The following is a 24,510-nucleotide window of genomic DNA, read 5'->3' as shown; positions in this document are numbered from 1 at the left end:
GACATGTGCGGTGGCTTTTGTTTGCACAGGCTTTTTGCTCAGCATCAGCGCCAAGACAGTACGCGCCCTAAAATTGAATCTGATAACCCTCTGCTGTAGCCGGTACTTGCAGCAACAACGGAGCGAGTTGTTGCCGAACTTGTTCATCGGGTTTCAAATTAATGCGGCCTTGCGCCGCGCCTGACCATTGCAGATTGCCATTCCCAGTAACCGCAATTGCGCTGGCACCAGCGGGAGCAATCTGCCAGTTGGCTCCGCCATCAATCACATTCAAATTAAGCCGCAGCACGGTAATCGGCGTCAGCGCTGGCACTAGCTGACTAAACACTGGATCAAGCACCAATTCAGCCTGATCACCGGGCTGCCGTGACAGCCGTGCACTGCGTAATTGCGCGCGTCCGCCTAAACCCCAGTTAGCCACTTTCGGCATCGCTCGAAAGACGCCCTCTAGCGGAAATGTGACGTCAACATTTTCAAGCGCTGCTCCACTTAGCCCCAACACCAACCGAGCTTGATTGCTCATGCCCAACGCTTCAGCTCGAAGTTGCCACGCCAAGCGAGCACTCAATAACGCTTTAGGTTCAAATTGCCACGACAGATTTTGTTGCAGCACCACACCTTGCAAACCCAAAGCACTGGCTCGACCACCCCAAATACTGCCATTGGCCTGCACCAAGCTCACCGAATTGGGTAAAAACCAACCGACGATACTCATCGGCATTCTGGCAAGCAAGACCAAAAGACTGAAGATCACGAGCAGCGCGATGATGGCCTTGCGATGAATATGCATCTTTGTTTTTACAGGTTTCATGTCCGCTCCAACACTAACACTAAAGCGGCAGCGCCATTATCTTGCTTAATTTGAATTGAAATCACTTTCGCAGCCAATTCGGTTTTCAAACTATTGGCCAATTGCAAAGCTTCATTGACTGAAGAGTGCGAACTACGTAACTCTAGCTGCGTCGTGGAAATCGAGCGGACATCCGCGCTGATTTTTTTGGCTGATAAAGCAGCAAATACTGCGCTGCGTAAATCACCAGTCGCCGTCTTACTGCGAACGGCATCCGGCTTACTACCGCGCATCGCAAACAAATACCCTTCCAAACGTGGCACGTTGCTAGATAATTTGGCAATCTGTGTGTTCAACGGCGAATAAATGGCGAAATACATCAGCGCAAATAGCACAGCAAGCAACCATACCGTTAACATCAACCGTTCACGTGGCTGACGTTGCTGCCAATACGCTTGCGCTTGCCGCTGCCAAACCTGCATCACCGCGCTCATGGTTGAACCTCAATCGTTACTCGTCCATCCGGCATTGCGTTGCGCTGTACTTTTGCCCCTTGCGCTGTCAATTTAGCCAACAACGCCGCGGCTTTGTCTTCATCTAGCAGCATACTCACCTTGCCCGCTTTCACTTCCACGCTATCGATGCCCAAGTCCAAATCAATCTGTCCAGCTGTTTTATACAATAAATCCAAAGCATCGCCTGACGCGTTTGACCCTCCGCGATTGGCCGCATTTTGCAGACTTTGCCATTGCAAAATCGGATCAACCACAGGCACCCCTGGAAAAATACTGGCAAAGGTCTGCCGAATTTCTTGGCGCAAAGCCAGCTCCTGTTGCGCCAAACTACGCCATTGAATCAACAAACTCAGTAAATAAATAAACGCACACCCAATCAAGACGTATACCGCCATACGCCAATCATTCCAATTACTAGAGAGCGATACCTTTGCAGGTTGATAAAATGACACTGCATTTTGCTTGGGCAAAGCCAATTCGGATACCGCGATGCATTGAAACGATTGCTCAGGGTATAGCGCCAATAATTCGGCCTCATTGTCTAGCCATGCAGACTCTTGCTCAGAGCAAAAAACGATGCCTACACTCGACTGCGTATAGCTCAAGCGATGCGGCAATAAGTAATGCTCTGGTAAATAGCGCTCAACCTGCAAGCCCGATTGCGCCACCCATTCAGTGATTGCAGCCAAGCGTGTTTTTTCAATCAGCCAAACTGTCGTCGCACCATCCTCAGCTGCACCAGCCACCCAGTGCAAATCACTAAATGCACCTAACACGCGATCTTCCAGCGCTTGGCTAATCAATAACTCACGCTGCTTTTTATTCACCGCGGGCAAATTCAAGCGATGTGATGTCAACCATACGGCAGGAATGGTCAAATCAATACTGATGGCGGCAGGCAAGCTGCGTAAATCGTGCCCCGAAGCCACTACGGTCGCATTCGCATCAAACCCCAGCCAATCGTGAATTAGCTTTTCTCCTGCTCCCATCCGAATGATTAATCGCTCTAGCCGATCCAAAATAACAACCTCAATAAAAAAAGCGGCTAAGCCGCGAGCAAATTAATTGTACGCAACTTTTATGTCAGGAAAATGCGAAGCGCAAAAATCAGCTGCAATTTGTCACGGACATTAAATCAAGCAAGATGATGTGCACTTTGCCTAGCGCTCTAATTCAATCTGTTCGCAACAAACTCAGATTGCGATACGAATGAATTTTTTTTGACAGTTTTAATAAGTTTTTAAGTCAATCTTTATAGCTAGCAATCAAAATAGCATGCCAAGCAAAGGCAGCTTTACAGTCAAAAATATTAAAGTATAAAGCCCAAAACCATTCAAATTAATACCTACAAGCAAATACCCAATAGGTTCCTTCAAAATCGAGCACCATCAAGCGAACAGATACGCCAAGTAGCACAATCTTTCATATCCGAGTGTGGATGCACTCAACCTTCACTGACTACAGAAAATTTAAGTTTGTAAAACAAGAAGGGCTTATCTAAGTTTTTTAAATAGACCCGCAGTACACCTTTAAACCGCAGCAAGAAAGGCGTCATATTGAAACTCAAAACCATCATCCCCGTCGCGATTGTGACCCTGCTGTGCCATATTGGACTGAGCCATGCTCAAGAAAACGAGCTCAGCAGCACCCAAGCTTTTGGTGAACTGACACCGGATTTTATTACCAGGATGAATACGCATAATGACTGGCGAACTTGGATTACCAGCCCAGTTTGGACACACCATTACAACCGTGACATGGTTCATGATGGTGATTTATCAGAAAACAATCCCGGAATTGGCATCGAACGGAGCAACGGTTTATGGCATTGGATGCTTGGCGGCTATCGCAATTCAATTCGACAAAATTCGCTATACGCCCAATTGGCTTGGACCCCCTTGCAGTTGGAATTTTGTCAAAATGGGAATCTATCACTAGGCGCCACAGCAGGCTTATTGACTGGATACAAAACGAAAGTAAACAAATACGATGTCATTCCAGCTGGCGGATTATTTATCTCACTGGAAACACCCTACCACTTTGGCGTAAATTTAGTAGTTGTTCCCACGATCAAATCCGTCGATCTCGAAGGATTTGTTGCGGCACAAATCAAAATTCATTTTTGAGCGCCGCGCACCTTTACGACGATGCCAGCAGAGTTAAGCGATCAAGTACCAAGTTTTCCCAATCAGCCGGCATCAAGCGCCGCTAAGAGACCGCCTGAATCCGTTTAGCGATCCAAATCGCCAACAAACCAGCCACACAACTCAAAACACCAATCCAGCCATAATGATGCAAATGGCCTTGCGCGTCTTGCGTCAGCAGCAGTCCAGCGAAAAGTGAGGCCGCGCCAGAGGCAAAATTTTGCATCGCAGAGTTAAATGCCATCAATCGTCCCCGCAATTGCGGCTGCGTTGCGGCAGTCACCATGGTGGTCGCAGGAATAAAACGCCCACTGACAAAGATAAAAAATAACACCGAAATAGCCAAATGCCATGGCAAGCCAATTTTAAAATTTTGCGTGACGAGCAAAATCGGTACAAAACTCGCAACAATCAAGCACGGCAACACGGTTTTGGCCGAGTAACGATCAGTAAAACGACCAATCATCGGGCGACTAAAAATGGTCGCCGCGCCGCCCACGAGGTAGAAATACATTAAATCACTTGCCGGCAAACCCACATTGGCAACCATAGTAGGCGCAATAAATGGAATCACCATAAAGCCCGAAATCATCAGCATCGCCGTCAAGCCAACCGCCCACCAGTGGTTCCGCACGGTCAATAATTCGCGGTAATTATCCAACCAATTTGCATCATGATTCAGCGCTGCCAAGTGCGCCCGAACCGGAGGAACATAACCTACCATCGCGATCGCGACCAAGGCACAAATTCCCGTTAAAGCAAAAAACGGCATCCGCCAGCCACTTTGCGCCGCCAACCACAAGCCCAAAGGCACGCCAGCCACGGCTGAAATCGAAAAGCCCAGCATCACCCAACTCATCGCTTGGCCTCGGCGCTCAGGCGGAATCAAATCGCCGACAATCGCCATCGCAATTGAGCCGATCACCCCACCAAATATTCCGGCCAACACCCGTGCCGCCAATAAAGTATAAAAACCATTACTGAGGCCGCAGGCCAGCGTTGCCAACATTAAACCAGCATAACAAAACAGCAAGGCATGGCGTCGATCGAAGCGATCCGCTTGTGAAGAGGCGAGCAAGGCTGAACATCCCGCCGCCAATGAATAAGCCGAAACCAATAAACCGAAATGCGCGGTATTAATCTGAAATTCAGCCATCAGATAAGAAGCCAACGGCATCATGATCATAAAATCAGCGATGGTGGTAAACATCACCAGCATCAGCGTAATCAGCATGGCGAGTTCTTGACGGGAAGAAAGTGGCATCGGGTAAACCTACAAACAGTGTTTTTGCAGTCTACCCGAATCGAAAACTATGACAATGGAGAATTACACAAAAGAAGTATCTATACAAAACCATTATTTAATAATGGTTTTATCAATATACCCCTATCCTTAGCTAAGAGATTTATAGAGGTTAAACACGCTCAGCAATGAAATCAAGAAGCCAACCATCCACAGCAATGTGCGAGCATGCAATTTATGGCACAGCCAAGCCGCAAACGGCGCAGCAAACAAGCCGCCAACAATCAAACCTGCCACCAGCAACCAGTGATCCATTTCCGCCCAGAGCAAAAACGCACCCGCAGTTGAAAAAGCGATAAAAAACTCAGCCGCATTCACCGTGCCAATTGTTTTACGCGGATCATTGCCACGTCCAACTAAAGTCGACGTCACCACAGGACCCCAGCCACCACCGCCGACCGCATCAACAAAACCACCCAACAACGCTAAAGGGCCAACGTGTTTAATTTCATTTGAATGTGGTTTTGGGTGCGTAGCCAACCACGCTTTACGCAGAATATATAGCCCCATCACTAATAAATAGGCAGCGATATAGGGCTTAATCAGTTTGCCATCAATGCTGGTGAGCAAATATGCGCCGACCACGCCGCCTGCCACCCCGGGAAACACCAAACGCTTAAACAGCGCCTTGTCCACATTTCCGAACTTCAAATGCGACAGACCCGAAAACCCCGTCGTAAAGACCTCAGCCACGTGCACTGCCGCTGACGCCGAAGCAGGGCTGGCACCAATCCCAATCAAAAAAGTATTCGAGCTAATTCCATACGCCATCCCGAGCGCGCCATCAATCGCCTGTGCCGCAAAGCCCACGCCTACCGCCAGCCAAAACATCGGCGAAGTCAGCACATAATGTACCGCGCTGAAGGTACTTTGCTGCAATGGCTCGTTCACGTGTTGCAAGGCATAACCTAGCGTTGTCACGATGACCAATAAGACCAAACCAATAAAACGTTTTCGCTGCCAAAATTGTCGTTGGCTACCTATGGCCTCATCCAGTGGCGGGATGCCAATCGCCTGATGCTCGATGTTTTCTGGCGTAGCCGATAAATCAGGATGACGAATTTTCATGATGCAACTCGAATAAAAATTGATTCGAGAGTGTAAGCGAAATACAAATTCCAAATTAGAACAATTAATTGCCTGCTTATAATCATTTAAACTATAAAAAAACCGAGCAAAGCTCGGTTTCATCGATATCACATTCAAGCAACTTATCTTTTTAGACTCTCATCTGATACTGCCTGTTTCACGCTCGCAATCCCCTGCTGGACGTGCTCGCCAGCTTTACTGGCTAACTCAGCCGCTTTTACCTTGGCTTGGTCACCCAAATCGGCAGCCTGCAGCAACGCTTGATCGGCAACCAAACCTACTTTATCAGCCAATTCAGCTGTTTTTAACGCAGCTTGATCTGCCAAAACTTCAGTCTTGCTCGCCACTTCGCTCGCCGTCTCCTTAGTCGCATCCCACGCTTGGTCGACAGCAATCACCGCTTGGTCGCCCAAATCCGCAGCTTTAAGCACCACCTCATCAGCCACTTGGCCAACTTTATCCGCGAGCTCCGCGCCTTTCAAAGCAGCCTGATCGGCCAGTAGCTCGGCTTTTTCGGCTAGCTCCACCGATTTGTCCTTAACCGAATCCAAAGCCTGCTCAGCAGCGATGGTGGCTTGATCGCCCAACTCAGCCGCTTTAAATGCAAGTTCATCAGTGAATTGGCCTGCTTGATCGGCCAATTGCGCGGCTTTAACTGCAGCTTGCTCAGCCGCCACTTCAATTGCTTGCTCTGCAGTTCCTAATACTTCTTTTACCTTATCAAAAATGCCAGTCATTGAAACACCTCATCAGATTGAAAAAACACTGCAGCCCAGAGCACAGAATATCTCGAAACTAGCCACCTTAAATTAAATTTTCACGAACTCCAACTCACACGCATTTTTAATGCACAGCACAAAAAATAACTTGCAGCGATATCAATTTAGGTATTTAATTTCTGTAAAGACAGAAACAAAGGAAAATCATGAAACTCAGCCCGACTATGCAAAAATATATCGTCCATTGGGGTGAAATGGGCACGCGCTGGGGGGTGAATCGGACGGTCGCGCAAATTCATGCGCTGCTTTTTTTAGTCAATCATCCGATGACCGCCGATGACATCATGGAAACGCTCAACGTCGCGCGCTCCAACGTCAGCAACAGTCTCAAAGAGCTGCAAAGCTGGGGTTTGGTCAAAGTTCAACACGAACTGGGCGATCGGCGTGACCACTTTGTGGCCTTGCAAGATGTGTGGGAAATCTTTCGCGTAATTACCGAAGAACGCAAAAAACGTGAACTCGACCCTACACTCACCGTGCTGCGCGAATGCGCGATTGAAGCTGAAACCGACTTTGAAATCGAAGCCGCCACCCGAAAAAAAATGGATGAAGTGCTGGAGTTTTTAGAAGTGCTGATGTACGGCTACGATGACTTCAAAAAATTACCCCCCAGCACCGTGATCAAACTGCTCAAAATGGGGAGCAAACTGGGTCAATTGGCATCGCTGTTTGGCAAAGACGATACGTAATTCAGTCATTCAACTGAGGAGACTTACCATGCCGCACTATGAGATCTTTTATGATGATGCTTGCCCGATGTGCCGCTTTGAAGTGCTGCGCTTACTTCGCAAAGATGTCAATCGCCACTTTACTGCGATTGATATTAGCCACCCGCAGTTTGCAGCAAGCCAATATGGCGAAGGCTTGGAGATGAACAAGATGCAGCAATTGCTGCACGTTCGTCGCGATGATGGCGTAATGCTGATTGGAGTTGATACCATTGCTGCACTGTATCGCAGCATTGGCAGTCGCTGGTGGACTGGGCCGCTCACTTGGCGGCTGACTCGCCCTACTGTTGCACGATTGTACGCCTGGGTTGCGCGGCATCGCTATCGGATTAGCGCCCTGCTCGGCTTTGCACCACGTTGCCATGATGGAATCTGTCGGCTGTAAACATTTGCCCAGATATTTCTCTCTAAACAGAAATAAAGGAAATAAGCATGCATATCCTTATTCTCGGCGGCCGTGGACTAATTGGAGCGGCATTAGCCACTGCACTACGACTGCGCGGTCATCAAGTTGCAATCTTGAGTCGTCACGCCAGCAATTCCGACGAGATTTCCGCCAATTTTGCTGACTTAATACAGCCGCAAGATTGGCTGCCACATCTTAACAATGTCGATGTGCTGGTCAATGCGGTGGGGATTTTTTGTGAAAGCGCGACACAAACATTTGCTGATCTCCATGTGAAAGCCCCGCTCGCTTTGTTTGCCGCTTGCGAGCAATTGGGCTTAAAGCGCGTTATTCAAATCTCGGCACTCGGCGCGGCCAGTACGGCCATTACGCCGTATTGGCGTAGCAAAGGTGAAGCGGATGAAGCTTTGATGAAAAGCCAGCTGGACTGGACTATCGTGCGTCCTTCCTTAATCTACTCCCCCAACGGCACGAGCAGCCAAGTGTTTTGCCAAATCGCCAGCTTGCCGCTATTACCCGATTTACAGGGACTGAGCCAAGTTCAGCCGGTACATTTAGATGATGTGATTGCGCTGTTAGTCAAATTAATTGAAGCACGTGCCGCCAACCATCAAATCGTCGAAGCCGTTGGAGCAACAGCGATGCCCTTGCATCAATGGTGGCAAGCATTACGCAGTGCAATGAACATGAAAAACACAATCAGCATCAAGGTATATCCTTGGCAGCAATATTTAGCAATGCGTGTGTGTCAATACATGGGTTTTTCTTTACTCAACGCCGATAGTTTAGCGATGCTCAAAGCGGATAATACCGGCGACGAGAATCCAATGCGCGAATTACTCGGGCGTAGTCCCAAAGCCGCCGTACCCGATGCGGCACAGAGCGAAACACAACGGCAAGCTGCATTACTCGCCTGGCTTTTACCCCTTTTGCGCTGGTCTTTAGCCGCCGTATGGTTGCTCACTGCCGTGGTGAGTTGGCACTTTCCGCGCGCCGATAGTTTCGCCTTGCTTGGCCAAGCCGGAATGAGCGCGACATGGCAGCCACTGCTGTTTTATGGCTCGGTCGCTCTGGATGTGGCTTTTGGTATTGCTTGCCTACTCAATCGCTATTGGCGCTGGCAAATCGTTCTAGTGCTGTTTTACAGCGTCATCATTGCGATTCAAATCCCTGAATTTCTGTGGCATCCCTTTGGGCCGCTACTGAAAAATCTACCAATTTTGGCTTTACTACTGATGCTTGATCAACTCAAAACACCGCGCCACAGATAAGGAGCACAACATGGAACACTATTTACTGATTAAATGGCTGCATATTTTGTCGGCCACGCTGATGTTTGGAACTGGCTTGGGTACGGCGTTTTATATGTTTGTCACCAATCGCAGTGGTAATGTACAAGCGATTGCCGTGATTACGCGCTGGGTAGCGCGCGCTGACTGGTGGTTCACCACGCCGTCGGTCATCTTTCAGCCGATTTCTGGCCTATTGATGGTGTATTGGCTGGCTTATCCACTGAACTCGCCTTGGTTGTTGTGGTCTATGCTGCTGTATGCGCTGGCTGGTGCATGCTGGCTGCCCGTCGTGTGGCTGCAACTGCAAATGCGCGATATGGCGCAAATCGCAGCGCGCGATCATACCGCGCTACCGGCACGTTATTGGCGCTTTGAGCGTATGTGGACTGTACTGGGGTTTCCCGCATTTATTAGCTTAATCGTGGTGTATTGGCTGATGGTCAACAAACCGATCTAAGATTTCACGCAAACATGTTTTAATCTTTTTACCAATTCTCAGGAAGCAGGCCATGCACTCAGCACAACATAGCAAAACAGCACTCATCACTGGCGGCACTGGATTTATTGGCAGTGAGCTAGTCAAGCAAATGCTTGCGGCGGGTTACAGCGTCCATCTCTATAGCCGCCAAGCTGCCGCAGCCATTAAAAAGTTCAACGGCAAAGTCAGTGCTTTTGAGCGCTGGGATGAATTAACCAACGACACGCAGTTTGATGTCGTCGTCAATTTAGCGGGTAGCCCGGTAGTTGGGCCACGCTGGTCGGCGGCGCGCAAGCAAGTTTTACTCGATAGCCGCGTTGGCACGACCGAGGGACTAATGTCATGGATTGCCCGAGCAACTGTTAAGCCGAGCGTTTTGGTGAATGGCTCAGCGATTGGTTATTACGGCTGCCGTGGCGATGAAGCGCTCGACGAATCTGCGCCGCCGCAAGACGAATTTATGTCTGAACTGTGCCAAAAATGGGAAGCCGCGGCACAAAAGGCTGAAAATTTCAGCGTACGCGTCGTGCGATTGCGGCTAGGTTTGGTGTTTTGCTCACATGATGACAAAGGCGGCGCGCTACCTAAACTGATCACGCCGTATTATTTTGGCCTTGGCGGTCGTATGGGCGACGGGCAACAAGTGATGAGCTGGGTGCATCGTGATGATGTGATCGCCGTGATTTTGCGTGCGATGAGCGACGCCAGCATGAGCGGCGCATACAATCTCACTGCCCCAGAAGCACCGACGCAAGCGCAATTTGCCACAGCGGTCGGTCAAGCCTTGCACCGCCCGACTTTTCTGGTCACCCCAGCGTGTATCATTGATATGCTGGCTGGCGAAATGGGGGCACTATTTACCAAAGGTCAGCGCGTCGTACCTAAGAGGTTACTTGACGAGGGGTATAAGTTTAAATATCCAACATTAATAAGTGCTTTAGACTCATACCTAGGAAAATAATATTATCTATTTGGCCCGAGTTTGGATCAATTGTACGCAGAGCTGTTTGCAAAACCACGCCGAGTAAAAACACTGATCACAAAAAAGCCGCCTGAAACGAAGGCGGCTTTTCTGCTGTCAGCGGCTTAATTACAAAGCAGCACGATAAATCGCGCAGACTTCTTCAAACGTCGGCTGTTTAGGATTGGTCAAACCGCAGGCGTCTTTCAGGGCGTTGGTTGCCAAAGTCGGGATGTCTTCTTCTTTCGCGCCCAATTGCGCCACACCAGTAGGAATACCGACATCCACCGAAAGCTTGCGAATCGCCGCCAAGCACACATCAGCCGCGGCATCGTCGGTCAAACCTGTCGTTGTTTCACCCATCGCACGGGCAATGTCGCCAAGTCGTTTGGCAGCCACTTGTTTGTTGTACGCCTGAACATGCGGCAACAAGATGGCGTTACAAACACCGTGCGGTAAATCATAAAAACCGCCCAACTGATGCGCCATCGCGTGTACATAGCCGAGCGACGCATTATTAAACGCCATGCCTGCCAAGAATTGCGCGTAGGCCATTTGCTCACGCGCCACGATGTCGTCGCCATTTTTTACTGCTTGGCGCAGTGATTGGCTGATGATTTCAACGGCTTTCAGTGCACAGGCATCGGTAATCGGCGTCGCGGCGGTGGAAACATAGGCTTCCACGGCATGAGTGAGCGCATCCATACCCGTTGCCGCAGTGAGGCCAGCGGGTTTGAGCAACATTAGTTCAGGGTCGTTCACTGATAAAATCGGCGTGGTGTGTTTATCGACAATCGCCATTTTCACGTGGCGCGCTTCATCGGTGATAATACAGAAACGCGTCATTTCACTGGCGGTGCCCGCGGTGGTGTTAATGGCAATCAGCGGCAATTGAGGCTTAGCTGATTTATCTAGCCCTTCGTAATCTTTAATCTCACCGCCATTGACCGCCACCAGCGCAATGCCTTTGGCGCAATCATGCGGCGAGCCGCCGCCCAATGAAATCACGCAATCACAACCATTGGCTTGCAATAGCGCCAAACCTGCTGCCACATTCGCCGTGGTTGGATTAGGTTGCACGGCGTCAAACACAACGGTGGCGATACCTTGGGTGGCGAGTAGATCAGTCACGCGTTGGACAACGCCGATTTTGACCAAGGGCGCGTCGGTCACGACCAAGGCCTTTTTATAGCCATAGCCTTGCATCGTTTTGGCCGCATCAGCCAAACAGCCAGCGCCCATCAAATTCACACTGGGAATAAAAAAAGCAGTCGTAGTCATGATCTTGCCTTCATCAAAATTGAAATGGTGTAGGCACAGACTACGCTGATTTTTTACGTAAGAATTTGCGCTAAATCATGCTTAATAGTAAGCAAAATGGCTCTGTAAACTAATACACATTCAGCTTGATTTGCTCAATACCAGCCTCATTTGGCGGGTCAAAATCTAAACAAAATGCTGCTTAGCCCAATCCACAATCAGGGGTAAAAATGCTGGAGCAAATGCATCTTCAGCCGCGATGAAATAGCGCACTGTCATCCACCACGTCCACTCGCTAGGTAATTGCATATTGAACCTTGCTGAATCCAGCATCGTATGATCTGCTTGCGGAACAACGACAACTTGGTGTTTTGAATTGTTCTTAACATTGAGCAAGCTTGAAAACGCTTGCGCATTGTCCTTTGCATCTACATTTAAATCATCCTGCCCCCAAATCGCCAATAAGGGAATCTGCAGCGCGGTCAGCTGCTGGCTTGAGTTGGCATCGATATTGAGCGCGATAAAATGATAGCGTTCAGCAGACAGCGGTACTGTATTGGCACCATTGGGGGCAGGAAATGTGGCTAAGTACTGTTGAAATTGTTGGCTATATTCTGCAAAACTGAGCGAAATGGATGGTTGCGGCGCAGCACGCTGCCATTGAATGACCTTATCAATTTCTAACGCATTTAATCCCGCGCGTCTTAGGCGCTGTCGAGTAAAAAACTCACCTTGCGCCCGCCAATCCAGTGCCGCCCCGACGGTAATTAAAAACACGGGAGCTGGATTCATCGCGGCCACCTTGGGTAAAACCCAGCCGCCTTGTGAAAATCCCAGCAAGCCGATGTTTTGCGCTTGAACATCCGCTCGCTGCGCCAACATTTGCATCGCGGCGTGGGTTTCCTGCGCCCTTTGCTGTATCGATTGTTGCAACCAATCACCAGTTGAGTCGCCAGTGCCCGGTTTATCCCAAGTAAAACAAGCAATACCGGCCGCTAAATACGCATTGATAATTTGCGTGTAGCGATCCACTCCCCTTGTTTGCGGCCCATCGCCGTGAACCAACACCACCACAGGAAATGGCCCCTGCCCCGCAGGCAATAATAGTGTGCCAACGAGCTGATTTTGATCGTGCTTAAAACTAAGCTCAATCTGCTGCTGCGCTTTGACTTCATGCCGCTCAGCCAAAAACAACAAACCAAGCAGCAATAAGCAAATAAAAACACATACTCCCCAAAACCGCTTGCTCAATTTAATTTTCAATTTAATCCGTACCCATACAATAAAACCCGATGTATATCACTATAAAGCTTGCCAATGATTATCTACGTAGCAATACCCACAAGCTTGGATTACTTTTTTGGCGCTAAGCCTAGATCATCTAGCCGCATCAGTATTTCAGTTTTTCGTTCCGCTTTGATGACTTGCCAATGAATGTTTTCTTGCGCGCCCAGCATCGCATACAGCATATTGAGGGATAAATTGGGTATCGTGGCGTGCAGTTGCGCGTAAATCTGAAATGGATCAGCCGCCATAAATTGCTCGACACTGACAATGCCCACTTTCGCCAACATGGCTTGGCTTTTCGGACCAAGGCCTTTGAGGTGCTGCAATTGAGTCATTGTGTCCTCCATACTGGACAGCAAGGCAGCAACGATGGGATTTAAAAGTAAGACAGCACTTCAAGCGGCATCCCCTGACGTAGCTCCCCTTCTCCCAACGCGAGTAAGTTTTGCCCAAACACCACCGCGCCTTGGATTTTTCTAAATTTTGCTAAGCTGCGTAAGGGCTCTGAGTCAGGTGATTTAGCCGCGGTATCTGGGTCTAAGGTCGTTAAAATACAGCGCTCGCACGGTTTGCCGAGCTGAAACTCCACATCGCCAATTCGAATCCGCTGCCATCTGTCCTCGGCAAACGGCTCGGTATTGGCAATCACCAAATTTGGCCGAAAACGCAACATCGACATTTCACGCCCGATACGGTGATTGAGCTCACGCAACGAGCCTTCGCCAATCAACAGCAAGGGATAGGTATCGGCAAAGCCAACTGGAATTTCAGGATGATGCTTCACGCGGCGATGGCTCTCTGGCCCAGTCCACATCAAATGCACTTGCTGCCCCAAATACGCCGACAACCAAGCATCCGCATCCAGCGCCCCCCGCCGCGCTAAAAATTCGTTTTCCCAAACATCGGCGATGTGGGTTTCGCTAAAGTGACCAAGTGGCACAAATAAATCAACGCAGTTAGGCGCTTTCAGCCATAGCCCATCACCTGTTGGTTCGGCACGAATCAGTAATAAGCGGGGCTCAGTCCGGCCCGTGATGTATTTGCCCTCGTTCGTTGCCACCATCCATTCACGGTCAAACTGCAAACCGCGCATCGTTAACAAACTATTAGTCAACGCTTGTGCGCGGCAAGATTTAAGGGGATAGCGGTAGATTGCAGACAACGTCATCGTCATGGCGTGATTCCAGTAAGGGCAGATGTGGTCGCAGTGTACCAATATCGCGGCGCAATGGCGCGTTGTTGCTGTACTTCAATACGCTCACCAACAGTAAAACCAATTGCGCCCATTTGATCAGTACGCAGCAATTGAGTCCCCGCCGCGGCATAGCGTGCTTCCACATCGGGATGAGGATGGCGAAAGTGATTCAAAAATCCTGCTGAGAACACCGTGTATTTGGGCTGCAAGGCTTGGATGAACAGCTCAGATGATGAGTTTTTACTACCGTGGTGCGGTGCAATCACAATATCGGTTGGCGGCAAACCCGCCGCGACCAGCTCGCCTTCTTCAAGACGGCCAATGTCAGCCGGAATCAACAAGCTGTGGTGAGCATTATTGATCCGCAATACACAGCCTTTGGCATTATCATCCCGCGCCGGATATTTTGGCCGCAACCACAGCATCGAAAACTGCACGCCATCCCATCGCCATGATTGACCCGTTTGGCACGCCTGCTGGACAATCGGCGTTGCTAATATAGGATGCAAAGGCGGCAAACTATGCACAATTTGAGCAATCGGCACAGCGCGCCCGCCGTCTTGTCCCAGCAACACCGGCGCAGCGCCGATGTGATCCAAATCGTTATGCGATAAGATGAGTTTATCAAGAGCGTGAATGCCCGCCTGCCGCAATACGGGCAACAGCACTCGTTCGCCATTTGCAAATTGGCCAGTATCAAACAATAAAGCGTGATTTTGGGTTTGCACCAGCACGCTTAAACCCTGCCCGACATCCAAAACGTGAGCCGTAAATTGATTCACTGGCAGCGTTGGTTTAGGCGTAAAAAATAGCGGTAATAGCATCACCCAACCCAGCCAACGTGCAGGCATGCCACGGGGTAATAGCAGCAAGGCAATACCCAGCATAGCGATTGGCAATATACTCATCGATGGCGTATTGATTTTCAAATCAATCATAGTCCAGCTTAAACACCATTGCAGCATGACATCGACCCAAGCAAAAATTCGCTCGGCCCAATGTAATAATGTCCCCGTCGGCTCCAACAAACCCAACAAAGCCAGCGGCGTGACCAACATACTGACCAGCGGAATCGCCACCGCGTTGGCCACGGGCGATACCATTGGAAATTGCCCAAATGCCACCAGTAAAATCGGCAGCGAAGCCACCGTTGCTGCCCACTGCGTGCCGACCCAGACTTGCCATTGCTTCACATCGCCAATCCGATTGGCTCCCGCCCAAATCAAAAAACCAACCACCAGAAACGACAGCCAAAACCCCACTGACAGCACCGCAAATGGATCAAACACCACCACAGCCAGTAATGCAGCCGCCCAGATACCACTGACCGCCATCGGTTTCGCGCGCCACAAACACAGTGCCGCCACCAAGAGCATTAACACGGTGCGCTGCGTCGGCACCGCCATGCCAGCCAGCAGGCTATAGATCAGCGCGGTGATGACACCCGCAATCAACGCCGCACGTTGCGCCGCAAAGCGCTGCGCTAGGCGCGGTATTCGCCGCCACGCAAACAGCACAACTGATGCTGAAATCGCCGCCAGCAAAGTGATATGCAGGCCAGAAATCGAAATAAGATGGGTAATTCCTGTCTGCGCAAAGCGCTGCCATTGTTCTTTTGGAATGCCGCTTTGATCGCCAATCGTCAAAGCGACAATCACGCCTTGATACGACGCATCGGGCAAAGCTTGCACAATCCGCTCACGCAATGCGGCGCGTATCCGCAGTAACCAAGCAGCTCCCGCCAATTCATTGATCCGCTCGGCGGATTTGATGCTGCCAATCGCTGCGATATTTTGTTGCAAAAACCAACTTTCCAAATCAAAGCCAGCGGGATTGACGCTGCCATGAATCGGTTTGAGTTTCAACTGCAAACGCCAGCGCTCGCCAGCTAAAAATGGGCCGTGCTTATCACTGGCATTCACTTGAATGCGTTGCGGTAGCCAGCCATTCGCAATTAGGGCTTCAGGTGTAAATACAAATCGCGGACCAAAACGACTCGCCTGCGGCAAATCACTGATATAGCCTGTCACCCAAAGCGTTTGGCCGACTAGATTGCTTGGAATTCGCTGCGCCATCCGGATTTCAGCGCGCCAATGCGCCCAGGCAAATCCCAAACTGATTGCGAGTAAAGCAATTGCGACCCATTGAATGACGCAATGCCGCGCACGCAACATCACTAGCGCAGTACCCACGCCCACAGCCGCCCACCACCACGGCGGTAGGCTGGCTTGTTGCTGCAAAACAATCACGCCCGGCACAAAGCTGGCGATAAATAGTAGATAGCGGCTCAACATTGTTTTAGCTTAGCCGTCAAAGCTACAAATCGCCTTGCAACAATATGGCGGGGTGATAAACTCATTGCCATGAAAAATTATGACGCTGATTTGATTATTGTCGGTGGTGGCTTGGTAGGCGCGGCGCTAGCTCTGGCGCTAAAAAACACCTCGCTATCGATTATTTTGCTCGAAGGCCGCGAGCCTGTCCTCGATTTTGATCTGGCGACATGGGATCAGCGAGTCTACGCCATTAGCCGCGCTAGCCGAAAATTACTCACGCAAATTGGCGCGTGGGAGCGCATGCGTGCCGAGCGACTGTCACCAATCTCTGCAATGAAAATTCGCGGCGATGAGCCCAACGCAAAACTCGAGTTTAATGCGCTAGAAAGTGGCGTTGACGAGCTGGCCTACATCGTCGAAAACCGCGAACTGCAACGCGCTTTATGGCTCGAATTAGCGAGCAGCCCCAACGTCGAAATTATTACGCCCACTGAGCCTGAATCACTGGTCATCGACCACGACGGCGCGACACTCACGCTCAGCAACAATCGTGCACTGCAGGCTCGTTTGGTCGTGGGTGCCGATGGTGCCAACTCATGGGTGCGCCGCCATATGAAGATCGACGCCAATAGCAAGCCGTATGAGCAATTTGGCGTCGTCGCCAATTTTGCCTGCGAAAAACCGCACTACGGCGCGGCACAGCAATGGTTTAAATCCGACAGTATTTTGGCGTGGCTGCCGTTACCGCAACAACAAATGTCGATGGTCTGGTCGTGTAGCGAAAACCAAAAAGACGAATTACTCAGGCTCAGCGCCGAGCAACTTGCCGCCAAAATCGCTCAAGCAGGCAGCAAAGCACTCGGTGAACTCACACTAGTGACACCACCAGCGGCCTTTCCACTCAAGCTCACCCATGTCGCAAGCTGCGTTGCAGCGCGCGTGGCCTTAGTCGGTGACGCCGCTCACACCGTGCACCCGCTCGCTGGTCAGGGCGTTAACCTTGGCTTTGGCGATGTGGCAGAATTAGCTAACTTACTGACAAACACGCATCCGGAACGAATCGGCGATGTACTGGTCTTACGTCGATACGAGCGCGCACGGCGTGAATCGGTGCTGTTAATGCAAACAGTGTGCGATGGTTTGCAAAAACTATTTAATAACCAAAATTCAATTTTAAAAAGCCTGCGTAATTTCGGGCTAGGTTTCACCGACTCATTACCATGGATCAAGCGACAACTGATTCGCCACGCCATGGATTCTTAATTTGTGAGGTGTGAGGTGTGAGGTGTTATTCGAGAGTATATTCACCTAGATCTTATAGTAAAAAGCCTTCATGCATATACATATGACACATATCAAACAGCGAGCAGACTTGTACCCCTAACTCCTCACACCTCACTCCTCACTCCTCACTTAGATAACAAGGATTAGCATGAAACATTTTACTCGTACCCTGATTGCCGCAGGCATGATTGCAATGACGGCTTGCAGCGCACAAGCAGATGCGCCACCGAAAGATTTAAAAGCCAATTTAGCCAAAAAGCTCGGCCAACCAGTTGATACCGTGCGCGAAACGCCGATCAAAGGGCTGTACGAAGTCGTACTAAACAAACGCCATATTGTGTATTCAGATGCCAAAGGCGAATACGTGGTTGTGGGTGATTTAGTCAACGTAGCGTCGAAAAAAAGCCTGACCGAAGCGCGCATGGCTGAATTGAACAAAGTCGACTTTGCCAAACTGCCGCTCGCCGATGCGATCAAAGAAGTTCGTGGTGATGGCAAACGTCAACTGGTGGTGTTTTCTGATCCAGACTGCCCATTTTGCAAACGCCTTGAACAACAAAGCCTTGCTGGCATCGACAACATCACGATTTACACTTTCCTAATGCCACTGGCTAGCTTGCATCCTGATGCGGCACGTAAATCAGAATTGATCTGGTGCGCAGAAAACCCAACCAAAGCTTGGCAAGAATTTATGCATCAAGGCAACCTGCCGACTGGCGGCAAAGCCACTTGCGACAATCCAGTCGCTCGCAATGTGAAACTCGGTGAATCACTCGGCATCAATGGCACACCGGCTTTGATTTTTGCTGATGGCCAAATCGTGTCTGGTGCGCAACCGAAAGAAGAAATCGAAAAACTGCTCGCGAAACAAAAATAAGCGGAAATCATCATGAAAAAGCCACCGAACTCGGTGGCTTTTTTAATCTTTGCAGTAATTCGCAACTAATTTTTGGTCAAAAAATCCAACTGCGCCGCCAAAAAATCATCCCGATGCGATAAAAATGGCGCATGGGCCGCGCCTTGATGCACGAACAATTGCGCATCAGACAATTGCGACTTCAACCAATGTCCCGCGGGTAGCGGCGTTAGCGTGTCGCGGTCGCCGTATTGCAGTAATACAGGGCACAAAATCTGGCTGATTTGCTCACGCAAATCGGTATCACGCAAAATCACCAAGCCCTCACTCAACGCAGCTACACTCGGCTCGCCATGCTTGAACAAATCGGCGAGTAACTCCTTGGTTACCGCGCGCGCGCTGGCGTCGCCCATCGCTTGCAAACTAATAAATCGTTTCAAGGTACCTTGCCAGTCAGATTGCAAGGCTTCGGCAAACTGCGCCAACACCGTCGACGGCATCGCGGCGCGCCAATCATCCCGTTGCATAAAACATGGGCTGGAGGCGACCAAGGTCAATGATTTTACTTTCTCGGGCTGCTGCAGCGCCCACTGCGCCGCCACTGCGCCCCCCAAAGACCAGCCAATCACTTGAGCGCCCCACGGAAACGCCGCATCGACCGCATCAACCATCATCTGCAAACTCAAGGGCGATGCAGCAGGCGAAGCACCATGTCCGGGTAAATCGACCAAATGCACGCAAAAATGCTGCGCCAATTCATCGACAATCCCATTCCACACAGTACTATTCATCGCCCAACCGTGCAGCAACACCACATCCGGCCCACGGCCCCGCGTTTCAATCCACATTCATTTATGTCCAAAAAACCAAGGCGTGCAGTTTACCGCATTCAATTGATCATGATCACCGTCAGATTGGTGATGACACTTGCAAAGTCGTCATCAAACTGGTGCGCTGAATTTCAGACAAACGCTCACCCGCCAAAGCCACCGTCGCCTCGCCCATGGCGCGATATGCGGCTTGATGTGATTCTGGCAACACCGACAAATGCTGGGCGACGGTTGCTGCATCGCCGCGAACAATTGGCCCCGTCAACGCGCTTGCAGGGCTCAGAACTTGAACATTACTTAATGTCTGCTGCATCAGCCCCAACACCAAGCGATTAGCCGTCTCTGGCGCAATACCTGCCTGATTTGCTGTTTGCAATGACAAATCAGCTAATGTCACAAGGTAATTGGCCGCCATTGAGAGCGCTGCGTGATAAGCGACTTTGCCGCCTTCAGCCAAGGCAAACGGCACGCCGCCGATGTCCAGCGCAAATTGTTGCAGCACATCACATGCCGCCACGTCCCCCTCAATCGCACACGGTGTCCCTGCAAAGGTCACTACAGCCCGCGCTGGATCGGCAAAAGAAAATGCGGGATGCAAGCTAGCGATGTGCGCGCCTTGCACTTGCAGCGGCGCAAGGATTTTCGCCTCTAGCGCCCCGCTGGCATGAAACACCACATCACCTGGTTTGACCACCTTTGCAGTAGCCAACTGCTGCGCCACTTCAGAAATCGACGAATCGGGCACGGCCAGCAGCCACAAATCGGCGGCAGGAAAATCAGTCAGTTGCAAACACACCTGCCCCGCACCAATAAAATCCAGCGCCTTGGCTGCCGACGATGCAGAACGCACCAACACGCCACCGATTTGATACAGCCCAGAATCCACCGCCAAACGCGCCACACTTTGCCCCAAGCGGCCGGGGCCAATCACATTCAGAGTTATCATATCAAACCTTATCTATGTATTGCCTTCTAGACATTACTAAACAATGATTGCAGAGGCATACCCATTTAATAACTCAAAACCAGCTGTAGCATATTACACAGCGCCGCGACTTCTTTATCGGTATGCGCCGCGTTCAAAACAAGCCTTAGGCGCGGCGTTGGCACGGTTGGTGGGCGGATGGCAGCGACCCAGAATCCAGCGTCGAATAGCGCTTGCGATACTTTTACTGCAGTTTCAACATCGGGCAGAATAATCGGCTGAATGGCGGTGCGTGATGGCAATAATTCGCAGCTATTCGCCAACGCAGCGCGGAACTGCGCGATATGCCGATGCAAGGTTTCGCGGCGCGCGGTGTCTGACTCAATCACATCCAAACTGGCGAGCATCGCGGCGGCAATCAGTGGTGGTGCGGCGGTGGTATAAATATAGGGCTTAGCCGTATTGATCAAATAGTCAATCACCACCTGCTCTGCAGCGATATACGCCCCTGCAACGCCCGCCGCTTTTCCCAGCGTTGCCATGTAAATAATGCGCGGCGACGCCAAACCCAACTCCGCCAAAGTGCCGCGCCCGTCGCCCAAGACGCCAAAACCATGCGCGTCGTCGATATAGAGCAGCGCATCGTAAGTTTCAGCCAGCGCCAGCATTTCCGCCAGCGGCGCGATATCGCCGTCCATGCTAAATACGGCGTCGACGATGATCAGTTTGCGTTTGGCGGTGCTTGCTGCAAGCAAGCGTTCCAGCGCTGCCACATCGCTATGCGCAAAGCGTTTAACCTCGGCGCGCGATAAAGCCATCGCATCGTTCAGCGAAGCATGATTGATTTTATCGGCAAACACCGCGTCACCACGACCAACTAAGCCCGTCACTACGGCTAGATTGGCCATATAGCCGGTTGATAAAGTGATCGCTGCAGGTTTACCCGCCCACGCCGCAAGACGCTCTTCCAGTGCTTGTTCCACCGCAAAATGCCCCGCCACCAAATGCGATGCGCCACTGCCAACGCCCCAGCGCGCGGCGCCCGCCTGTGCGGCAGCAACAACGCTAGGGTGATTAGCCAAGCCAAGATAATCATTACTACAAAAATTAAGTAATTCGCGCCCCGCCACCGTCACCCGCGCGCCTTGCGGGGAATCGAGCACTCGCCGACTACGATATAAATGATTATTTTTACGCTCCGCCAAATCAACGGCGAATTCTTGAAACAGACTCGGCGTGCTCATGCCCTGCATCCCAAAAAATGATGGCTACCATTCTAATTGGATTTAAGCACTACGGTGAAAAACCAGCCTAGACTTACCAATACAGTCATAGTCGGATGTCATTTCACTGCTAATTTGAAAGTCATGGTGAAATTCACACCGCTACATCGGGATTTTATTGCTTATTATCATCATTGACACAAGCCAAAAGCCCCCTTTCCAAGTTATCATTCGGCATTCAAAAATTTACTAATCATTGAATCTGCATAAGCCAGATTTATGAATGGATTGATCTAATGAAGCGTGTTGATGATTTTCGTGTGAAGTTTTCTACAGCAAGTGATGCAGCAGAATATGTTCCTATCATGATTGGTGGTATGGGCGTGGATATTTCGACCGCCGATTTGGCGCTCGAAGCTTGCCGCTTGGGCGGCATCGGGCATATTTCCGATGCAATGATTAATACTGTTACTGATCGCCGTTACAATACCAAACACGTCAAAGACAAGCTCAAGCAATACAAATTCAACGTTGCTAATTCGGATAAATCAGTCGTGCAATTTGATTTGGCTCAGCTCGAAGAAGCCACTCGCCTGCACGTTGAAGCCACCATGCAGCGCAAGCAAGGCAGCGGGCTGATTTTCATCAATTGCATGGAAAAACTCACGATGAACGCGCCGAAAGACACGCTGCGAGTGCGTATGCGTGCGGCGCTCGATGCCGGCATCGACGGGATTACGCTGGCAGCCGGTCTGCATCTAGGTTCATTTTCACTGATTGAAGACCATCCACGTTTCCGCGAAGCCAAACTCGGCATCATCGTCTCGTCAGTGCGTGCACTGCAATTGTTTATCAAAAAATCAGCACGTAGCAATCGCCTACCTGATTATGTGGTGGTCGAAGGTCCATTGGCTGGCGGCCATTTGGGTTTTGGCATGGACTGGGCCGAATACAAGCTCGAAGACATCGTCGCTGAAGTCATCGCGTGGATTAAAGAGCAAGGTTACGACAATATGCCGGTGTTTGCCGCGGGTGGCGTATTTACTGGCTCTGATGCGGTCAAATATCTTGAAATGGGTTGCGGCGGCGTGCAAGTGGCCACGCGCTTTACCGTAACCAAAGAATGCGGTTTACCGGATAATGTAAAGCAAGAGTATTACAAAGCCTCGGAAGACATTATCGAAGTCAATCAAATTTCGCCAACGGGCTACCCGATGCGAATGATGAAAAACACGCCAGCGATTGGCTCAGGCATTCGCCCGAACTGCGAAGCCTACGGCTACTTGCTCGATGCCAACGGCAGCTGCTCTTACATTCAGGCCTACAACAAAGTTATCGAAGAAAATCCAAACGCGAAAAAGATTTCTGAGATTCATGTGTATGAAAAAACCTGTCTGTGCACACACATGCGTAACTTTGATTGCTGGACTTGCGGCCACTACACCTATCGCCTGAAAGACACCACCAATGTGTTGCCAGACGGCCGTTACCAGTTGTTGACTGCTGAGCACGTGTTTAAAGACTACCAATTCAGCACCGATAACCAAATCGCGCTGCCAGAACTGGATGAAACTGCCGTTTAAACACCTCAAAATCAATAAACCCGCTTTTGAGCGGGTTTATTTTTGTCTAAACACTATATTTTAATAATAAAAGCTTTATCTAAAAAAACAAACAAGTATTGCCATCTAGCCATTGTTAATTAAAGGCTAGATGGCAATACCTACAAGATTAAGCGAGCTTAGCAAGTTGCTGATCTTGTTCCAAAATTGGCAAAAGCGACAGCAAATCTTCAGCGCACAGCGGCAAGCGCAATTCATTCGATGCAATTCGGCCCTGATGATGCATGATCGCTTTGGTCGGAATCGGGCTTGGTGCGATAAACAGCGTTTCCGATGCCAAGCGCAGTGCATCGCCAATCGCTTCGCCAGCCAAACCCTGCTTCACCCAATTGGCCACTTGCTGCGGCCACACATTGCTCGCCACCGACACCAAACCCGCAGCCCCCAGCACTGCGTGCTCGGCAAACAACACATCGTCACCCGAATACCACGCAATTTGCGGATATGCCGCTTTCAATTCTGCAAAGCGCGCCGCGTTGCCGCCCGATTCTTTCACTGCCCAAAGATTAGTGTGCCCAAGCAAGCCTGCAATCGCGCCCTCAGCCAGCGGCACGCCAGCGCGCGATGGGATGTTGTACAACATGCAAGGTTTGCTGACTGCATTCAGTAGTGCTTCAAACCAGCGGCGCTGGCCATTCACACCGGGTTTGGCGTAAATCGGCGTCACCAGCAGGTAACTCGATACGGGCTGCGTTTCACAGAAAGCCAACCACTCAAGCTGACTCGGCAAGTCCAAGCCGCCGACGCCGACCATCAGCGGGATTGCCAAGTTCAAACTACAGGCGTGCTGCACCACAGCTTGGCGCTCGGCGATGCTGAGATTGCTGCCTTCGCCGGTTGAGCCGAGCAATACCACGCCATTGCCCACAGATTCTTGTTCACGCAGTAGCTTGGTAAATGTAGCAAAGTCGATTGCGCCATCAGCGAGCATCGGCGTAATTATCGCGGTCCACAAAGCAGTATTTTGAGGGGTCAGTACAGAAGTCATGCAGTTCTCCAATTTAAAGACGATTGGAGAGAGGAAAAGTGCGGTAATGATGCGGCTGCAAAAGGCAGGCCTAGGGAAAAATCATCACCAAGAGCACTCCAGTGGCCGATGATTTGGCTACTGACAGTCCAGAGGATTCAGCCTCTGCAACCAGCATTGAGCGCATCACAACGCCCAACACTTCGGCCTTGCACCCCCTAGTACTGCGTCGGCGGAATGTGATTTCCTCGGCAATACAACCTGGGCAAGGCGCCTCTCTTGTCGTTCAGACCTCTATTG

The 24,510-nt window shown here is 50.4% G+C and carries 24 protein-coding genes and 1 riboswitch; of the genes, 9 read left to right on the top strand and 15 right to left on the bottom strand.

Features of this window, described 5'->3' with window-relative positions:
* Nucleotides 1-67: 67 nt before the first annotated feature.
* Genes gspN through gspL form a run of 3 tightly spaced genes read right to left on the bottom strand, consistent with a single transcriptional unit; the run spans nt 68 to nt 2,324 of the window.
* Nucleotides 68-811, bottom strand: coding sequence for a type II secretion system protein N (gene gspN / locus GM173_RS01170; protein WP_203569501.1), 744 nt, complete (start codon nt 809-811; stop codon nt 68-70).
* Nucleotides 808-1,284, bottom strand: coding sequence for a type II secretion system protein M (locus GM173_RS01165; protein ID WP_203569500.1), 477 nt, complete (start codon nt 1,282-1,284; stop codon nt 808-810). The genes gspN and GM173_RS01165 overlap by 4 nt, the downstream gene beginning before the upstream one ends.
* The gene (gene gspL, locus GM173_RS01160; RefSeq protein WP_203569499.1) at nt 1,281-2,324 is read right to left on the bottom strand and encodes a type II secretion system protein GspL; all 1,044 of its coding nucleotides are present in this window, start codon (nt 2,322-2,324) and stop codon (nt 1,281-1,283) included. Before gspL ends, GM173_RS01165 begins: the two co-directional genes overlap by 4 nt.
* Before the next feature lie 537 nt (nt 2,325-2,861).
* Here gspL and GM173_RS01155 point away from each other — a divergent pair.
* Entirely contained in the window at nt 2,862-3,431 is a 570-nt protein-coding gene (locus tag GM173_RS01155) for a hypothetical protein (protein WP_203569498.1), read from the top strand.
* Between the two features lie 82 nt (nt 3,432-3,513).
* Here the strand turns inward: GM173_RS01155 and GM173_RS01150 are convergent, their stop codons facing one another.
* The 3 genes from GM173_RS01150 to GM173_RS01140 all read right to left on the bottom strand — a co-directional run bounded on the left by GM173_RS01150 (nt 3,514) and on the right by GM173_RS01140 (nt 6,578).
* Nucleotides 3,514-4,713, bottom strand: coding sequence for an MFS transporter (locus GM173_RS01150; RefSeq protein WP_203569497.1), 1,200 nt, complete (start codon nt 4,711-4,713; stop codon nt 3,514-3,516).
* Between the two features lie 129 nt (nt 4,714-4,842).
* Complete coding sequence (locus tag GM173_RS01145) at nt 4,843-5,820, bottom strand: sulfite exporter TauE/SafE family protein (protein ID WP_203569496.1); 978 nt, start codon at nt 5,818-5,820, stop codon at nt 4,843-4,845.
* Nucleotides 5,821-5,963: 143 nt separating this feature from the next.
* Nucleotides 5,964-6,578 carry a hypothetical protein gene (locus GM173_RS01140; RefSeq protein WP_203569495.1) on the bottom strand — a complete coding sequence of 205 codons (615 nt, stop codon included), beginning with the start codon at nt 6,576-6,578 and terminating at the stop codon, nt 5,964-5,966.
* Nucleotides 6,579-6,766: 188 nt separating this feature from the next.
* On the opposite strand from GM173_RS01140, the gene GM173_RS01135 reads away from it, so the two are divergent.
* From GM173_RS01135 to GM173_RS01115, 5 genes are read left to right on the top strand one after another with little or no spacing between them, the layout of a single operon-like run.
* Nucleotides 6,767-7,309 (top strand): GbsR/MarR family transcriptional regulator, encoded by a 543-nt coding sequence (locus tag GM173_RS01135; protein ID WP_203569494.1) that lies wholly within the window; start codon nt 6,767-6,769, stop codon nt 7,307-7,309.
* Nucleotides 7,310-7,337: 28 nt separating this feature from the next.
* Nucleotides 7,338-7,733: a thiol-disulfide oxidoreductase DCC family protein gene (locus GM173_RS01130; RefSeq protein ID WP_203569493.1), complete on the top strand. Its 396-nt coding sequence runs from the start codon at nt 7,338-7,340 to the stop codon at nt 7,731-7,733.
* A gap of 47 nt (nt 7,734-7,780) precedes the next feature.
* Nucleotides 7,781-9,025, top strand: coding sequence for an SDR family oxidoreductase (locus tag GM173_RS01125; protein WP_203569492.1), 1,245 nt, complete (start codon nt 7,781-7,783; stop codon nt 9,023-9,025).
* Between the two features lie 10 nt (nt 9,026-9,035).
* On the top strand, nt 9,036-9,503 hold the full coding sequence (locus tag GM173_RS01120) for a DUF2269 family protein (protein WP_203569491.1): 468 nt from the start codon (nt 9,036-9,038) through the stop codon (nt 9,501-9,503).
* 52 nt (nt 9,504-9,555) lie between these two features.
* The gene (locus GM173_RS01115) at nt 9,556-10,485 is read left to right on the top strand and encodes a TIGR01777 family oxidoreductase (protein ID WP_203569490.1); all 930 of its coding nucleotides are present in this window, start codon (nt 9,556-9,558) and stop codon (nt 10,483-10,485) included.
* A 129-nt stretch (nt 10,486-10,614) separates the two neighbouring features.
* Here GM173_RS01115 and yiaY read toward each other — a convergent pair whose 3' ends face one another.
* The 5 genes from yiaY to GM173_RS01090 form a co-directional block, all read right to left on the bottom strand.
* A complete protein-coding gene (yiaY, locus tag GM173_RS01110; protein WP_203569489.1) occupies nt 10,615-11,766 on the bottom strand; it encodes an L-threonine dehydrogenase in 1,152 nt (383 codons plus the stop codon).
* 165 nt (nt 11,767-11,931) lie between these two features.
* Nucleotides 11,932-12,996, bottom strand: coding sequence for an alpha/beta hydrolase family protein (locus tag GM173_RS01105; protein ID WP_203569488.1), 1,065 nt, complete (start codon nt 12,994-12,996; stop codon nt 11,932-11,934).
* Between the two features lie 101 nt (nt 12,997-13,097).
* On the bottom strand, nt 13,098-13,367 hold the full coding sequence (locus GM173_RS01100) for a TfoX/Sxy family DNA transformation protein (protein WP_203569487.1): 270 nt from the start codon (nt 13,365-13,367) through the stop codon (nt 13,098-13,100).
* A 41-nt stretch (nt 13,368-13,408) separates the two neighbouring features.
* Nucleotides 13,409-14,206 carry an MOSC domain-containing protein gene (locus GM173_RS01095; protein WP_203569486.1) on the bottom strand — a complete coding sequence of 266 codons (798 nt, stop codon included), beginning with the start codon at nt 14,204-14,206 and terminating at the stop codon, nt 13,409-13,411.
* Nucleotides 14,203-16,521, bottom strand: a complete 2,319-nt coding sequence (locus GM173_RS01090; protein WP_203569485.1) for a DNA internalization-related competence protein ComEC/Rec2 — start codon at nt 16,519-16,521, stop codon at nt 14,203-14,205. The genes GM173_RS01095 and GM173_RS01090 overlap by 4 nt, the downstream gene beginning before the upstream one ends.
* A gap of 69 nt (nt 16,522-16,590) precedes the next feature.
* Here GM173_RS01090 and GM173_RS01085 point away from each other — a divergent pair, with 69 nt between their 5' ends.
* Both GM173_RS01085 and GM173_RS01080 read left to right on the top strand, forming a co-directional pair.
* Complete coding sequence (locus GM173_RS01085) at nt 16,591-17,766, top strand: UbiH/UbiF family hydroxylase (RefSeq protein ID WP_203569484.1); 1,176 nt, start codon at nt 16,591-16,593, stop codon at nt 17,764-17,766.
* Between the two features lie 169 nt (nt 17,767-17,935).
* Nucleotides 17,936-18,664 (top strand): DsbC family protein, encoded by a 729-nt coding sequence (locus GM173_RS01080; RefSeq protein ID WP_203569483.1) that lies wholly within the window; start codon nt 17,936-17,938, stop codon nt 18,662-18,664.
* Between the two features lie 65 nt (nt 18,665-18,729).
* Here the strand turns inward: GM173_RS01080 and bioH are convergent, their stop codons facing one another.
* From bioH to bioF, 3 genes are all read right to left on the bottom strand, one after another.
* Complete coding sequence (gene bioH, locus GM173_RS01075) at nt 18,730-19,491, bottom strand: pimeloyl-ACP methyl ester esterase BioH (protein WP_203569482.1); 762 nt, start codon at nt 19,489-19,491, stop codon at nt 18,730-18,732.
* Between the two features lie 61 nt (nt 19,492-19,552).
* On the bottom strand, nt 19,553-20,419 hold the full coding sequence (locus tag GM173_RS01070) for a Rossmann-like and DUF2520 domain-containing protein (protein WP_203569481.1): 867 nt from the start codon (nt 20,417-20,419) through the stop codon (nt 19,553-19,555).
* A 65-nt stretch (nt 20,420-20,484) separates the two neighbouring features.
* Nucleotides 20,485-21,642: an 8-amino-7-oxononanoate synthase gene (bioF, locus tag GM173_RS01065; RefSeq protein ID WP_203569480.1), complete on the bottom strand. Its 1,158-nt coding sequence runs from the start codon at nt 21,640-21,642 to the stop codon at nt 20,485-20,487.
* A gap of 275 nt (nt 21,643-21,917) precedes the next feature.
* On the opposite strand from bioF, the gene GM173_RS01060 reads away from it, so the two are divergent.
* Nucleotides 21,918-23,204, top strand: coding sequence for a nitronate monooxygenase (locus GM173_RS01060; RefSeq protein WP_203569479.1), 1,287 nt, complete (start codon nt 21,918-21,920; stop codon nt 23,202-23,204).
* Nucleotides 23,205-23,352: 148 nt separating this feature from the next.
* On the opposite strand, the gene dapA is transcribed toward GM173_RS01060, so the two are convergent.
* Nucleotides 23,353-24,231: a 4-hydroxy-tetrahydrodipicolinate synthase gene (gene dapA / locus GM173_RS01055; protein ID WP_203569478.1), complete on the bottom strand. Its 879-nt coding sequence runs from the start codon at nt 24,229-24,231 to the stop codon at nt 23,353-23,355.
* Between the two features lie 83 nt (nt 24,232-24,314).
* A riboswitch (Lysine riboswitch) is annotated at nt 24,315-24,497 on the bottom strand.
* Nucleotides 24,498-24,510 lie beyond the last annotated feature (13 nt).

The organism is Deefgea chitinilytica (assembly GCF_016881405.1).
Lineage (GTDB): Bacteria > Pseudomonadota > Gammaproteobacteria > Burkholderiales > Chitinibacteraceae > Deefgea > Deefgea chitinilytica.
Note: the sequence above shows the minus strand (reverse complement) of the source record. Positions and strands in the feature narration are given on the sequence as shown.

What these genes read in the sequence shown, in the direction of transcription:
- gspN (WP_203569501.1), bottom strand. Translation starts at nt 811, where the DNA reads ATGAAACCTGTAAAAACAAAGATGCATATTCATCGCAAGGCCATCATC.
- GM173_RS01165 (WP_203569500.1), bottom strand. Translation starts at nt 1,284, where the DNA reads ATGAGCGCGGTGATGCAGGTTTGGCAGCGGCAAGCGCAAGCGTATTGG.
- GM173_RS01150 (WP_203569497.1), bottom strand. Translation starts at nt 4,713, where the DNA reads ATGCCACTTTCTTCCCGTCAAGAACTCGCCATGCTGATTACGCTGATG.
- GM173_RS01145 (WP_203569496.1), bottom strand. Translation starts at nt 5,820, where the DNA reads ATGAAAATTCGTCATCCTGATTTATCGGCTACGCCAGAAAACATCGAG.
- GM173_RS01140 (WP_203569495.1), bottom strand. Translation starts at nt 6,578, where the DNA reads ATGACTGGCATTTTTGATAAGGTAAAAGAAGTATTAGGAACTGCAGAG.
- GM173_RS01135 (WP_203569494.1), top strand. Translation starts at nt 6,767, where the DNA reads ATGAAACTCAGCCCGACTATGCAAAAATATATCGTCCATTGGGGTGAA.
- GM173_RS01130 (WP_203569493.1), top strand. Translation starts at nt 7,338, where the DNA reads ATGCCGCACTATGAGATCTTTTATGATGATGCTTGCCCGATGTGCCGC.
- GM173_RS01125 (WP_203569492.1), top strand. Translation starts at nt 7,781, where the DNA reads ATGCATATCCTTATTCTCGGCGGCCGTGGACTAATTGGAGCGGCATTA.
- GM173_RS01120 (WP_203569491.1), top strand. Translation starts at nt 9,036, where the DNA reads ATGGAACACTATTTACTGATTAAATGGCTGCATATTTTGTCGGCCACG.
- GM173_RS01115 (WP_203569490.1), top strand. Translation starts at nt 9,556, where the DNA reads ATGCACTCAGCACAACATAGCAAAACAGCACTCATCACTGGCGGCACT.
- yiaY (WP_203569489.1), bottom strand. Translation starts at nt 11,766, where the DNA reads ATGACTACGACTGCTTTTTTTATTCCCAGTGTGAATTTGATGGGCGCT.
- GM173_RS01100 (WP_203569487.1), bottom strand. Translation starts at nt 13,367, where the DNA reads ATGACTCAATTGCAGCACCTCAAAGGCCTTGGTCCGAAAAGCCAAGCC.
- GM173_RS01095 (WP_203569486.1), bottom strand. Translation starts at nt 14,206, where the DNA reads ATGACGATGACGTTGTCTGCAATCTACCGCTATCCCCTTAAATCTTGC.
- GM173_RS01090 (WP_203569485.1), bottom strand. Translation starts at nt 16,521, where the DNA reads ATGTTGAGCCGCTATCTACTATTTATCGCCAGCTTTGTGCCGGGCGTG.
- GM173_RS01085 (WP_203569484.1), top strand. Translation starts at nt 16,591, where the DNA reads ATGAAAAATTATGACGCTGATTTGATTATTGTCGGTGGTGGCTTGGTA.
- GM173_RS01080 (WP_203569483.1), top strand. Translation starts at nt 17,936, where the DNA reads ATGAAACATTTTACTCGTACCCTGATTGCCGCAGGCATGATTGCAATG.
- bioH (WP_203569482.1), bottom strand. Translation starts at nt 19,491, where the DNA reads ATGTGGATTGAAACGCGGGGCCGTGGGCCGGATGTGGTGTTGCTGCAC.
- GM173_RS01070 (WP_203569481.1), bottom strand. Translation starts at nt 20,419, where the DNA reads ATGATAACTCTGAATGTGATTGGCCCCGGCCGCTTGGGGCAAAGTGTG.
- bioF (WP_203569480.1), bottom strand. Translation starts at nt 21,642, where the DNA reads ATGAGCACGCCGAGTCTGTTTCAAGAATTCGCCGTTGATTTGGCGGAG.
- GM173_RS01060 (WP_203569479.1), top strand. Translation starts at nt 21,918, where the DNA reads ATGAAGCGTGTTGATGATTTTCGTGTGAAGTTTTCTACAGCAAGTGAT.
- dapA (WP_203569478.1), bottom strand. Translation starts at nt 24,231, where the DNA reads ATGACTTCTGTACTGACCCCTCAAAATACTGCTTTGTGGACCGCGATA.